This is a genomic window from Paraburkholderia acidipaludis NBRC 101816 (assembly GCF_000684975.1).
Lineage (GTDB): Bacteria > Pseudomonadota > Gammaproteobacteria > Burkholderiales > Burkholderiaceae > Paraburkholderia > Paraburkholderia acidipaludis.
On sequence record NZ_BAXZ01000014.1, the window covers coordinates 1 to 12,629 of the forward strand.

Below are 12,629 nucleotides of genomic sequence, written 5' to 3' on the forward strand. Positions count from 1 at the left end.
ACCACGCGCCCACACTGGTAGTGGTTCCGGAGCGTCTGTCGCCTCGCACCCTTCACGTTAGTGACAAAGGGCTCATTCTTCCTGCTGCGCGCTACGCGCACCGCAGACAGGTCTGCAAGGGAAACCGGTCTTGCTGCCAGGCGTTTCGGTGTGCATACCGCTGGTTTGGGTTATGCCCTTCGGCGGCGTAGCGCCGCCGGAAGGATGAGTGCTTTGTCACTCCGTTGGACGGCGAGTGATGACAGACGCTCCGGAACCACTACCAAAGTGGGCGAGTGGTGGTGGGCGTCACACTGGCGGTGTGAGCGGCTTTCTTTGCCTACTTTCTTTGCCGCGGCAAAGAAAGTAGGTGCCGCCCCGCACAGGGGCAACCCTGGCATACCGACACGAAAACAAGAAAACACCAAAACAACCAAAAACCACCCCCCACTCAACGCGGCTTCCGAGCAACAAAATGCAGCCACCAGGCATCGCTCGTCCGCGCCTCGGGCGCAATAAGCTGCCCATCGCAACTACCAAACACCGCGTCAACATCGAAACCAAGCGCATTGAGCTGACGACGCTGTTCAGGCAGCGTGGTATAGACAATCACGATGCCGAACATATGCGCCGCAGCCGTGCGAATCGAATAACCGTCGTAATCGCGATGCAGCGGCAGATGGCGCCGATAGTTGTAGAGCGCGAACGGCAGTAGCCGCGCCGCGCGCAGCACGCGCCAGCCAAAACGCAGCGGATTGATCGAAAAGCGCGGCAGCAGTTGCCGCGGGCGCTCGTCGAAGCCGGGACCGCCGCGGTTGTGCGTCGAGAAGAGCACGAGACCGCCGGGCCGCGTCACCCGGTACATTTCCTCGAGAATGCGCTCGCGGTCCTCGTAGTCGACGCAATCGATGCCGTTCCAGCTGAACGCCGTGAGTGCGTAGTGATCCGAAGGCAACGCGGCCATGTCACGCGCATCCATATGCCGCAGATCCAGGCCCGGAAACGACTTGCGCGCCTGATCAAGGAGGCTCGCCGTGTAGTCGATGCCCGTGTAGTTCGACGAAATTTCCATCATCAGCGGAATCGTGCGCCCGGCGCCGATGCCGATATCGAGCAGCGGCTGGCCGTGACACTCGCGTGCAATCCATGCGAACGCGGCTTGCTCGCCGGCATCCGTCCACTTCTTGCCGCGCGTGAATTCGTGAAGAGCGTCTCTCGTCGTCCACGCGCGCCGGTTGACCTGATCGAGCGGAAGCTGCATATCCATCGCATAACTCCAGTGGAATGGAAACCACGGTTCAACGCTCGTTCGTGCAACAGGAGTCCGAATGACGGAACCGGCGAGCGGGCCAGGAAGGGCTGCGCAACCATTTGAACAAAGCCGCCAGGCGGCGACTGTACGGGCGCGCACAAACGCTTCTGCGAAAGCGGGGCATCCTTCATGCAAACGCCGCAGCCCGCCGCCCGCGTCTGGACGGCCCCATCCGGCGTTGCGCGCAAGCCGCCTCACGCATGAGTGCGCTGGCGCACCGACGCAGCTTCGTGACCATTCGTTAAATACCCGTACCGGACGCGACGGCCGCCTTCAGGGCATCCGCCCGCCGATTCCCACGCCATTCAGCCAGAGGGGGCACCGCTCCATGAAAACAGCACTGCGACGCATCCTTTCCGAATCCGCCCGTCTCGACGTGCCCGCCGACACGCTCGCCGACGACGCCGACCTCTACGCCGCAGGCCTCTCTTCACTGGCAACGGTGCATCTCATGCTCGCCATCGAAGATGAGTTCGACATCGAGATTCCCGACCGCATGCTGACGCGGCGCCTCTTTTCGAGCATCGACTCGCTCGCCGCCGCGGTCGCCGAACTGCAGCAGGCAAAGGCGGCGGCATGAACGCCCCGCTCACCGAACAGGCCGTCGAACACGAACGGCGCGCACTTACCGAAACGGCCGGCGCCGTGGTCCCGCCCGCTCGCGCACCCGAGGCCGAGTGGCTCGCCGCCGCGCAGCGCGTCGCGCAGATCGCCGCGCAGCATGCGGATCACGTCGATCGCGAAGCGCGCTTTCCCGTGGAAGCGTTCGACGCCTTGAAGGCCGAGCGCCTGCTCTCCGCGATGGTGCCCGAACGTTTCGGCGGCGCGGGGCTCTCGCTCGCCGACGTCGCGACCGTCTGCGAGACGCTCGCGCACGGCTGCGCCTCGACCGCGATGATCTACGCGATGCACCAGATCCAGGTAGCCTGCATCGCGCAGCACGGAAGCGCCGTGCCCTGGCAGCAGCACGTTCTCACCCGGCTAGTGGAGCAGCAGTGGCTGCTCGCCTCCGCCACGTCGGAAGAGAACATCGGCGGCAGCATGCGCACGAGCGCCTGCGCCGTCGAGGTGAACGACGGCCGCTTCCGCATCGAGAAGATGGCGCCCACGATCTCCTACGGCGCCCACGCAGACGGCATTCTGGTGACCGCGCGCCGCACCGCCGAATCGCCGGCGTCGGACCAGGTGCTGATCGTCACGCTGCTCGGCGACCTCGAGCTCGACAAGCGCGGCACGTGGGACGCAATGGGCATGCGCGGCACCTGCAGCGAAGGCTTTCGGCTCGTCGCCGGCGGGGTTGCCGAACAGATCCTGCCGACGCCGTTCGCGGACATCGCCGACCAGACCATGCTGCCCGTCTCGCACACGCTCTGGGCCGCGGTCTGGACCGGCGTGGCGAGCGACGCCGTGAACCGCGCGAAAGCGTTCTTCCGCGCCCAGGCGCGCGCGAAGCCGGGCTCGGTGCCCCCGGCCGGCATGCGTCTCGCCACAGCCGTAGGACTCCTGCAGATGATGCAGGCGCGCCTCGCCGTCGCGCTCGACGCGGCGCGCGCAGCCCATCGCGCTCGCGCGGCCGGCGCCGGCTCCGACGCGCCGCTCTCGGCCATGCTCAACTTTGCGTCGGACATGAATACGCTCAAGACGAGCATCTCGTCCACGGCGCTGGACGTCGTGCAGGAAGTGCTGATGATCTGCGGCATGGCCGGCTACAAGAACGGCACCGAGTACAGCGTGGGACGCCACCTGCGCGACCTGCACTCGGCGCCGCTGATGATCAACAACGACCGCATCGCGCAAAACACCGCAAGCCTGCTGCTCGCACAGCGGCCCACGGGCCCGGGGAGAGCCTGACATGAACACCATGACCGACACGGCGGCGCTGCAGGCCGCGACCCAGGCCGGCGCCGATGCCGCACCGAGCTTTCGCGACGAGTTGCTCGCAAAGGGCCTCCTCATCGACACGGGCGAAAACGGCTTGTACGGCCGCAGCCAGATTTTCGAGGACGTGGTGGACCGGCTGAACGCGGCCATCACTCACCTCGGAGCCGACCAGTCGCCCGAAGTGCTGAGATTTCCGCCGGCCATGCGCCGCACGGACTTCGAGGACAGCGAGTACCTGAAGAACTTTCCGCAACTGGCGGGCACGATCCATTCGTTCTGCGGCAACGAAGCCGGACAAATGCGCCTTCTGCGCTGTCTCGACGACGCGATGAAAGAAAGCGGCGACGACCGCGACACGCAATGGATGGAGCAGCAAAAGCCCACGCGCCTCGTGCTCACGCCGGCTGCCTGCTATCCGATCTATCCGGTCATGGCGCGGCGCGGGCCTCTGCCCGCACAGGGCCGCACCGTCGACGTGCTCTCGTACTGCTTTCGCCACGAGCCCTCGCTCGACCCCGCGCGCATGCAGATGTTCCGCCAGCGCGAATACGTGCGTCTCGGCAACGCGGAACAGGTCATGGCGTTTCGCCAGATGTGGATCGACCGCGGCTCGCTGCTGATTTCCCTCCTTGGGCTGCCGGTAGACGTCGATCTCGCCAACGACCCGTTCTTCGGCCGCGGCGGCAAGATCGTCGCGGACAGCCAGCGCGCCCAGGCGCTGAAGTTCGAGTTGCTGATTCCGGTAGCGAACGCGGACGGCAAGACGGCGTGCCTGTCGTTCAACTATCACATGGATCACTTCGGCGGCATCTGGAAGATCGCGTGCGAAGACGGCTCGACCGCGCATACCGCCTGCGTCGGCTTCGGCATGGAGCGCATCACGCTCGCGCTGCTGCGTCACCACGGTCTCGACGTCAGCGCGTGGCCCGACGACGTGCGCGCGCTCCTGTGGGGCGATACCGGAGGGCGCATTGCCAAAGCCCTCAAGGAGTCGGGCGCATGAGCGTGCCGACCGAATCGTTGAGCCCGGCCGGCGCGCGCGAGCACGTCTCGCACGCGCTGCACCAGGGCGACCGGGTATGGCAGGAGACGAACTGCTACGTCGACCTGTGGATCGAGCTGCTGCACGGCATGGGCTTCGATCCGCGCGCGGCGCTCGCCTTCACGGTCACGCAGGACTTCGAGGGCGATCAGTTCACGTTCTTCAAGTTCCCGCTGGAAGACATCGAAAAGCTCTACGGCACGCAGGTACAGGAGCTCGCGATCTACGACTCGCTCGAAGATCGCGTCCGGGCGCAGACACAACGCGGCAACACGGTGCTCGTCGAAGTGGACGGCTACTATCTGCCGAACACGCGAGCGACTTCCTATAAGCGCGAGCATCCGAAAACCACCGTCGGTATCGACTTCATCGATCCGCCGTTGCGCCGCCTCGGGTACTTCCACAATACGGGCTACCACACGCTCGAAGGCGAGGACTACGACGGCGTGTTCCGCAGGCTGCCGCAGTTCCAGGGGCAGGCCGATCTGCTGTTTCCCTACGTCGAATTCGCCAAGCCGGTACGGCCGCCGCTCGCGGGCAGCGCACTCGCGCAGGGTTCCGTGCAGCTCCTGCGCGGTCATCTGCTGCGCCGGCCGCCGCGCAATCCCGTTACCGAATGGCGCGCCCACTTTCCGGCGCAGCTCGATATGCTGCTCGAACGCGGAGAGCGCTTCTTCCATCCGTACTCGTTCAATCTGATGCGGCAGCTCGGCGCGAACTTCGAATTTCTCTCGAAGTATCTGGGCTGGCTGAATGCCCAAGGCATCGACGTGCCGGAATCGATCGCGGTGTCGGCACAAAAGATCGCGTCGGAAGCCATGGTGATGCAGTTCCGTCTCGTGCGCGCGATGGCGCGCGGCCGGCGCGATACCTGCGACGACTGCTTCGACGTGCTCGAAGCCGCCTACGAAAACACGCTCCCGCCGCTCGCCCGGCACATGGCGTAAAAAAGCCGGCTGGCGCCGCGCCCCCGCGAGCGCCCGAGGCGAACGGGAGAGAGGAGAGCCGGCGTGCGCCATCTGAGCAACGACTGCGCCGGGCACGGCCCCGAACCCGGCGGCGCCGAGGACGGCTGCGCGCCGGCCGACAGCGTGTGGCCGCGCCGGCTCTCGCAAGGCTGGCAATGTGTCTCGACACCGGCGAGCGCCTGCGCCCGGCCGGCCGAACTGCCCGCCGCGGGCTGGCTGAACGCGCCGGTGCCGGGCACGCTCGCCTCGGCGCTGCGCGCGGCCGGGCGGCTCGACCTCGAGCGGCCGCCGGAGTTCGAACGGGACGACCACTGGTACCGCCTCACGCTCGCAGGTCACGGCCGGCACACGCTGCGCCTGAACGGCCTCGCGACGCTGGCCGAGGTATGGCTCGACGACCGGCTGCTGCTCGCCTCCGAATCAATGTTCATCGCGCACGATGTCGAAATCGACCTGGACGGCACTGCGGTGCTCGCGCTCTGCTTCCGCTCGCTCGCGCCGTCGCTCGCCGCGCGCCGCACGCGTGCGCGCTGGCGCCCGCGGCTCGTCGACCCGCCCGCTTTACGCAACGTGCGCGCCACGCTGCTCGGGCACATGCCGGGCTGGTGTGCGCCGCTTCATGCGGTAGGCCCCTGGCGGCCGGTCGAGCTGCTCGCCGATACGCCGCACGCGATTCGCACGCTCGACCTGCGCCCCTCCGTCGAGGGCGAAGACGGCGTGGTGGAGATCGTCCTGCGCTTCGTCCATCCGCATGATGCGAACACGTCCGCCACGCTTCGCTGCGCCGACGCGCAAGCCCCGCTCGCGTGGACCGACGCCTGCACGCTGTGCGGCAGCGTGCGCGTGCCGCGCGCCGAGCGCTGGTGGCCGCACACGCATGGCGCGCCGGCACGGCACGCCGTCGAGCTGCGTCTGGACACGACGCCGATTGCCCTCGGCAACGTGGGATTCCGCACGATCGAAGTCGATCGCGGCGCGGACGGCGCCGGCTTCGCGCTGCGCATCAACGGCGTGCCGGTATTTTGCCGCGGCGCATGCTGGACGAACGCCGATCTCGTGACGCTGGCCGGCACGCGCGCGCAGCTTGCGCACACCTTCGCGCTCGCTCGCGACGCGGGGCTGAACATGATCCGCGTGGGCGGCACGATGGTCTACGAGTCGGACGACTTCTATCGTCTCGCCGACGAACAGGGTCTGCTCGTCTGGCAGGACTTTGCCTTCGCGAACTTCGACTACCCGACCGACGAGGCCTTCGTCGCCGCCGTCGAGAGCGAAGCCACGCAGTTTCTCGCGCGCACGCGCCGCTACGCCGCGCTCGCCGTGCTATGCGGCGGCAGCGAGGCGGACCAGCAGGGCGCCATGTTCGGCCTGCCGCCCGAGATGCGCGAGCAGGCGCTCTTCACGCGGCAACTGCCGGGCATCGCGGCGCGCGAGCGGCCGGACGTGCCCTACGTCACGAACTCCCCGTCGGGCGGCACCTGGCCGTTTTCCACGCGCACGGGCGTCACGCACTACTACGGCGTGAGCGCATACCTGCGCCCCCTCGACGACGCGCGCCGCGCGCAGGTGCGCTTCGCCTCCGAGTGTCTCGCCTTCGCCAATGTTCCCGACGACGCGACGCTGCACGACGGACCCGGCACCCTGCACGCCCACGATCCGCGCTGGAAAGCCGCCGTGCCGCGCGACCCCGGCGCGGGCTGGGATTTCGACGACGTGCGCGACCATTACGTGCGCACGCTCTACGGTGTGGAACCGTCGCAGGTGCGCTACGAAGATCCGCAGCGCTACCTCGACCTTTCGCGCGCGGTCGTGGCCGAGCTGATGACCGAAGTCTTTTCCGAGTGGCGGCGCCAGGGCTCGTCGTGCGGCGGCGGGCTCGTCTGGCAGCTCCAGGATCTGCGCGCGGGCGCGGGCTGGGGCGTGATCGACGCTCTCGGCCGCCCCAAGAGCGCCTGGCACGCGCTGGCGCAAATACTGCAGCCGGTGCAGGTGCTCATCACGGACGAGGGGCTCGACGGGCTCGACGTGCATCTGGTCAACGATACGGCCGATGCGCTCTCGTTGCAGCTCGACCTCGTCTGCCTGCGCGACGGCGCCGTGAGCGTCGTCTCGGGCACGCGCGCCGTCGAACTCGCGCCGCGCAGCGTGCAGCGCATCGCTTGCGCGGACCTGCTCGGGCGCTTCTTCGATTTCACGCACGCTTACCGCTTCGGCCCGCGCACGCACGAGGTAACGATCGCCACGCTGCGCGACGCCGCGAGCGGCCACATCTGGTCCGAGGCTTGTCACCTGCCCGAGCGGCGCGTGCTCGAACGTCACGATCTCGGCATCGCGGCGACGCCGCAGAAGAGCGGTGACGGCTGGATGCTCACGCTCGAAGCCAGGCGCTTTGCGCGTTACGTCCACATTGCCGACGCGCACTATCGCGCCGCCCGGGACTGGTTTCACCTGCCGCCGAACCGGCCGGTGACGGTGCCGCTCGTGCCGCTCGCCGATCACGCGAGGGATGCGGCGCCCGACGGCGAGGTGCGGGCGATCAACGCCGTTGCGCCGGTCTTCTATCGTTGATCGCGCGACTGGGCGGGCGGCGCGCAACGTGCCACCGCCCTCCCGCTCAGGCCGATGTCGACGTCGCGAAAGCACCGCTGCGGGCAACGCCGCAAGCCGGCGCAGGCACAGGCGCCGCCTCGCGCGACACCTCGCCGAACAGCCAGGCTTCGAAGTCGGCGATCACGGCATCCCGGGCCTCGCGCGTGAAAAGCGCATGGTCGAGGGCGGGCAGGATGATCGCGCGCACGCCAGGCAGGCCGCGCAGCGCGCCAAGCGAGGCGCCAAGCTGCAGCCGCGCCTCTTCGAGGCCCGTGTCGTAAGCGCCGTAGACGAGGCGCAGGCTCACGTTCTTCTCCTGCACGTCGCGCAGCAAAGAGCGCGCTTCGTTGGCCGCGACGGGCCAGCCCGTCCTGCGCTCGACGCGATCGGCCACGGCGATCCGAATACGCCGCGCCACGCGATGCGCGAGTACGCGCGCGATCTGCAGCGGCGAACTGGCGGTTCTGCCGCGCAATGCGCGGCGCCACTTTTCCGCGCTGAAGAACGAATGCCAGTACGTGCGCGACGACACGACGCTCTGCTCGCCGGGCGAGCGCGCCGCGCCGTCCCAGATGAACTTCTGCAGATTGACGCCGAACGCGGCAACCACGTTCGGATGCACCGTGCTCACGTGCAGGCTCACGAACGCGCCGCCGCACACGCCGAATGCCGCGATGCGCGCGTGCCCGCGTGCTGCGAGCCAGTCCGCCCCGCGAGCGGCATCGTCGCGCAACGCATCGGAGTACAGAAAATCGAGCGTGATGGCGTCGGCGGCCGGAACGGCGTCGCCAAGGCCGCCCAGATCCATGCGCAGGGACGCCACGCCACGCGCCGCCAGACGGCGCGCGAGCAGGACGGCAATACGTCCGTCGCCAATGTGATGAGCGGCTCCCGTATTGACGAACAAGACGGCGGGCGCGTTGGCGCGCGCATCCTCGGGCTCGCAATAGATGCCGAAACACTGACCCAGCACCACGGGCCGCTCGATCGCGCGACGACCCGGCAGCCGCAGCTCGCCGGCCGCTTCGAGCCCGGCCGGAGAGCGCGGCGGCGGGATCGGCGGGGTGCCCGGCTCCTGCAGCAGCCAGGCATGCACGCGCGCGAACGCCTCGACGGGCTCGGCGCTGTAAAGGGCCTCCAGAAAGAACTGATCGGACTCCTCAAAACCTCCCAGATCGACTGCGACGCCGTTCGACTCGTAGTGCTGCGCAAGCGCAACGGTGAGGGCCGGCGCGCTCGAGTCGAGCAGCAGCACGCGGCGCGCCGGCGCACGCGTGCCCCGGCAAAGGTCGAGTTCGCCAAGGCGCGCGATATCGCCGCCGTGCAAGCCGAAGCCAAACGCTTCGACGTAGGCATCGTCGTCGGTAATCGGCACGGCGCCCATGCCCGCCGACGTGCTGAGCCAGCTCTGCCGATGGGCGCGCAGTTCGCGGATGTAGCGCCGTCCCGTCGCCGGCGGCGCGAGCATGACAAGCGCGTCTACGCCGCCGCGCTCGGCCGCGAACGCGGCAAGCAGGGCCCCGAGCCGCAAGCCCACGAGCGCGACACGCTCCACGCCGGTCCGCTCACGCAGATGGCGCACGGCGCAGCCGATGCTGTCGAGCCAGGCGTCGACGAGGCCCGGATCGTCCTCCGCGCCCGTCGAGTCGCCGGTGCCCGGATAGTCGAAGCGCAGCGCCGGCATGCCCGCGGCCGCGAGCCGTTCCGCAAGCTTGCGCCAGCCGCGATGCGTGCAGAGCGCGTCATAGCCGAACGGATTGCACAGCACCACCCCAAGCGGCCCCGTGGCGGGATGCAACCAGCCAAAACAGCCGTCGAAGACGACAGGTTCCATCGAAATGTCCCCCTCGGAAATCTTGCCGAACATCAACATCGTGTAAGGCAAATTTAAGCTTGCGCGTCCACCGCATCCGTGCGCCTTCGCACAAACGCGTGCGCATACCCGAGTCCAGAATGGGCGGGACACCATTTCACCGAGGCGAGACGCGGCGCCGCCGAATCCGCCCGCCCTGCATCGCGCCATGACCGCCCAATCCAGTATCAGACGCAACGCCTCGTTGAACCTCGTCAGCAGCGTCGTGCCGATGCTCGTCGCGCTCGCGACCACGCCGATCTATCTCGAGCACATCGGCGCGGCGCGCTACGGCGTGCTGGCCATCGTCTGGATGATCCAGGGCTACTTCGGCTTTCTCGACCTCGGGCTCTCCTCGGCCACGTCCAATCGCATCGCGCAGCTTGGCAACATGACGGCCGCGTATCGCGAATCGGTGCTGTGGACCGCGTTGATCCTGAACGCCGCGCTTGGCGTGGCGGGCGGCCTCGTGCTCTTCGCGCTCATGCACCTGCTCTTCGCCTGCTTCGACATGGGGCCCGCACTGCGCGCCGAACTGCAGCCCGCGCTGCCGTGTGTGGCATGCCTCGTGCCGCTCTCGAACCTGATCAGCGTCCTCAACGGCGCGCTGACCGGGCGCGAGCGTTTCGGCACGCTCAACGCCGTGCAGCTTCCCGTGACGCTCATGTACCAGCTCGTGCCGCTCGGCGCGGCGCTCGTTTTCGGGCCCAGCCTGCGCTACCTCGTTCTGGCGACGATGATCGCCGGCATCGCCTCGCTCGTGCTCACCTTCGCCGTCGTCTGGCGCACGTTTCCGCTGCGCTTCGCCGCCGCGCCGCGCCGCGAGTTTGCCGGCAAGCTGCTCTCGTATGGTGCCTGGATCAGCGTCACCACGCTCGCCCAGCCGCTGCTCGAAACGGCCGATCGCCTCATGATCGGCCACGCGCTCGGCCCCCAGGCCGTCACGTACTACCAGGTGCCGTTCAATCTCGCGGGCCGCGTGCGGCTCTTTCCCGGGGTCGTCACGAAGGCACTCTTTCCGCGCCTGTCGGCGCTCGGCGGGAAAAGCGCCGCCGATCTGTCGGGCACCGCCATCCGCGGCGTGGCAGCCGCGCTTACGCCCATGACCGTCTTCGGCATGTTCCTCATGCACCCCTTCCTCGCACTCTGGGTCGGACAGGAATTCGCGCAACGCGCCAACTCCGTCGGGGAGACGATTCTCGTCGGCATCTGGATCAACGCGCTCGCCTCGATCGCCGCCTGCCATCTGCAGGCGACGGGTCGGCCGGGCATCGTCGCGCGCTTTCAGGCCTACGAGGTCGTGCCGTTCTTCCTCATGCTCTGGTGGGCCCTGCACACGTTTGGCGTGATCGGCGCCGCGCTGGCCTGGAGCGCGCGGGCGGCGCTCGACAGCGCCCTCCTCTTCGGCGCGGCGCGCTTCGACTCGCGCCCGGCACGGATGCTGTTCACACCCGCGCTGATCGTTCTCGCCGCCTACGTCGCGACGCTGGTTTTCGCGCCGCTCACCTGGCCGAACATCGCGCTGTGGGCGGGTTTGACCGGCGTCGCACTCGTCTGGACCGCGCGCACGGAGCCGGCCGCGTGCGCGCGCGTGGCGAGCCTGTTCGCCTCCATGCGCAATGCCACGCGGCGGTGGGCTCAAGGTCAGTGAGCCCGTGCGGAGCCCGTCGATGAAAAAGGCCAACGTACTCGCACGCGGCGCTTGCACCGTCACTGGTGCGCTGCTGCTGGCTCTCGCGGCATCGGGCTCCGCCCCGCTCGCGCATGCCGAACCCGGCCTGCGGGCCATGCGCGCCGACACGTTTCTCGATTCGCTCGGCGTGAACCTCCACCTCGGCTATCGCGACGGTGCATACGCGAACGCACGCAACGTGGCCGACGATCTCGCATGGCTGGGCGTGCATCACGTGCGCGACAGTACGCCCGACGGCTCGGCGCCATTCGAAACGTACCTGGATCTGGCGAAGCAGGGCATCCGCTTCGATTACCTCGCGCGGCACGACCTGGACATATCACTGCGGCAAGTGGACCGATTCAACGCCGCCGCGCCCGGCAGCGTCGCCGCGGTGGAAGGCTTCAACGAAATCGACAACTTCCCGGCCCAGTACGACGGCCTGAAGGGCGACGCGGCGGGCCTCGCCGCGCAGACGGCGATCTACCGGCACGTCAAGGACGATCCGGCGCTCGCGGGCGTGACGGTCTACGACCTCACGGGATACGACATCAAGCCGGTCGCCACACGCTCGGGCGCCGCCGATTTCGCCAACGCACACTTTTATCCGCAGAACGGCGAGCAGCCGGCATCCAACCCGAACCACGACAAATGGTTGGCCTGGTCCATCGACGGCCTGAAGAAATTCGCACTCCCGATTGTCATCACCGAGTTCGGCTACTTCTCGATGCCTCAGGCCGGCTGGTACATGCTTGGCGTGGACGAGCCGACCCAGGCCAAAGGCGTGCTCAACGGCTACTTCGACGCTGCCGCGGCGGGCGTGGTACGCACCTACGTCTACGAGCTCCTCGACGAAAAGCCCGATCCGCAGAACAAGAGCAGCGAGATGCACTTCGGGCTCTTTCGCAACGACAACAGCCCGAAGCCGGTTGCCGCTGCGATTCACAACCTCACATCGATCCTGCGCATCCGGCGCGCGAGCGCGGACAAGGCCTCGCCCCGCGAGGTGCCGGCCGTTACGCTCGCGGGGCTGCCGGTGTCGGGCAACGGCTTGCTGCTGCAAAAGACGAACGGTGACGTCGTACTGGCGCTGTGGAACGAGGTGCCGATCTGGAACCGCGCCACCGGTACACCCGTTTCGAATCCGCCCGCAAAGGTGGAGGTCGACTTCGGCGAGACGGTGGGCGAGGTTACGCTTTACGATCCGACCGTATCGGGCACCCCGCTCGCGCGCCATCGCAACCTGCGCCGGCTCGTCGTCGAAGTGCCCGACCATCCGGTCCTGATCGACGTGACACCCGCCGGCGCGGAACCCGCCTGAAGCGCCCGCGCGC

At 68.0% G+C, this 12,629-nt stretch carries 9 protein-coding genes; 7 read left to right on the forward strand and 2 right to left on the reverse strand.

From position 1 onward, the window contains the following. Positions 1–430: 430 nt before the first annotated feature. Positions 431–1,246: a class I SAM-dependent methyltransferase gene (locus BAC01S_RS16190; protein WP_027795711.1), complete on the reverse strand. Its 816-nt coding sequence runs from the start codon at positions 1,244–1,246 to the stop codon at positions 431–433. 373 nt (positions 1,247–1,619) lie between these two features. On the opposite strand from BAC01S_RS16190, the gene BAC01S_RS16195 reads away from it, so the two are divergent. The 5 genes from BAC01S_RS16195 to BAC01S_RS31510 all read left to right on the forward strand — a co-directional run bounded on the left by BAC01S_RS16195 (position 1,620) and on the right by BAC01S_RS31510 (position 7,750). Continuing rightward, positions 1,620–1,871: an acyl carrier protein gene (locus tag BAC01S_RS16195; protein ID WP_027795712.1), complete on the forward strand. Its 252-nt coding sequence runs from the start codon at positions 1,620–1,622 to the stop codon at positions 1,869–1,871. Further along, the gene (locus BAC01S_RS16200) at positions 1,868–3,142 is read left to right on the forward strand and encodes an acyl-CoA dehydrogenase family protein (RefSeq protein WP_027795713.1); all 1,275 of its coding nucleotides are present in this window, start codon (positions 1,868–1,870) and stop codon (positions 3,140–3,142) included. The genes BAC01S_RS16195 and BAC01S_RS16200 overlap by 4 nt, the downstream gene beginning before the upstream one ends. 1 nt (position 3,143) lies before the next feature. Continuing rightward, complete coding sequence (locus BAC01S_RS16205; protein WP_027795714.1) at positions 3,144–4,175, forward strand: amino acid--[acyl-carrier-protein] ligase; 1,032 nt, start codon at positions 3,144–3,146, stop codon at positions 4,173–4,175. Beyond that, on the forward strand, positions 4,172–5,161 hold the full coding sequence (locus BAC01S_RS31505) for a DUF1839 family protein (RefSeq protein ID WP_043202506.1): 990 nt from the start codon (positions 4,172–4,174) through the stop codon (positions 5,159–5,161). The genes BAC01S_RS16205 and BAC01S_RS31505 overlap by 4 nt, the downstream gene beginning before the upstream one ends. Positions 5,162–5,233: 72 nt before the next feature. Next, positions 5,234–7,750, forward strand: coding sequence for a glycoside hydrolase family 2 protein (locus tag BAC01S_RS31510; protein WP_043202535.1), 2,517 nt, complete (start codon positions 5,234–5,236; stop codon positions 7,748–7,750). 46 nt (positions 7,751–7,796) lie between these two features. Here BAC01S_RS31510 and BAC01S_RS31515 read toward each other — a convergent pair whose 3' ends face one another. After that, positions 7,797–9,605, reverse strand: coding sequence for an alpha/beta hydrolase (locus tag BAC01S_RS31515; RefSeq protein WP_043202537.1), 1,809 nt, complete (start codon positions 9,603–9,605; stop codon positions 7,797–7,799). Between the two features lie 187 nt (positions 9,606–9,792). Here BAC01S_RS31515 and BAC01S_RS31520 point away from each other — a divergent pair, with 187 nt between their 5' ends. Both BAC01S_RS31520 and BAC01S_RS31525 read left to right on the forward strand, forming a co-directional pair. After that, positions 9,793–11,274 (forward strand): flippase, encoded by a 1,482-nt coding sequence (locus tag BAC01S_RS31520; RefSeq protein ID WP_084168615.1) that lies wholly within the window; start codon positions 9,793–9,795, stop codon positions 11,272–11,274. A 19-nt stretch (positions 11,275–11,293) separates the two neighbouring features. Continuing rightward, on the forward strand, positions 11,294–12,616 hold the full coding sequence (locus BAC01S_RS31525) for a glycoside hydrolase 5 family protein (protein WP_245616602.1): 1,323 nt from the start codon (positions 11,294–11,296) through the stop codon (positions 12,614–12,616). Positions 12,617–12,629: the final 13 nt, after the last annotated feature.

Excerpts from the sequence above, each read along its gene's own strand:
- BAC01S_RS16190 (WP_027795711.1), bottom strand. The coding sequence starts at position 1,246 with ATGGATATGCAGCTTCCGCTCGATCAGGTCAACCGGCGCGCGTGGACG.
- BAC01S_RS16195 (WP_027795712.1), top strand. The coding sequence starts at position 1,620 with ATGAAAACAGCACTGCGACGCATCCTTTCCGAATCCGCCCGTCTCGAC.
- BAC01S_RS16200 (WP_027795713.1), top strand. The coding sequence starts at position 1,868 with ATGAACGCCCCGCTCACCGAACAGGCCGTCGAACACGAACGGCGCGCA.
- BAC01S_RS16205 (WP_027795714.1), top strand. The coding sequence starts at position 3,144 with ATGAACACCATGACCGACACGGCGGCGCTGCAGGCCGCGACCCAGGCC.
- BAC01S_RS31505 (WP_043202506.1), top strand. The coding sequence starts at position 4,172 with ATGAGCGTGCCGACCGAATCGTTGAGCCCGGCCGGCGCGCGCGAGCAC.
- BAC01S_RS31515 (WP_043202537.1), bottom strand. The coding sequence starts at position 9,605 with ATGGAACCTGTCGTCTTCGACGGCTGTTTTGGCTGGTTGCATCCCGCC.
- BAC01S_RS31520 (WP_084168615.1), top strand. The coding sequence starts at position 9,793 with ATGACCGCCCAATCCAGTATCAGACGCAACGCCTCGTTGAACCTCGTC.
- BAC01S_RS31525 (WP_245616602.1), top strand. The coding sequence starts at position 11,294 with ATGAAAAAGGCCAACGTACTCGCACGCGGCGCTTGCACCGTCACTGGT.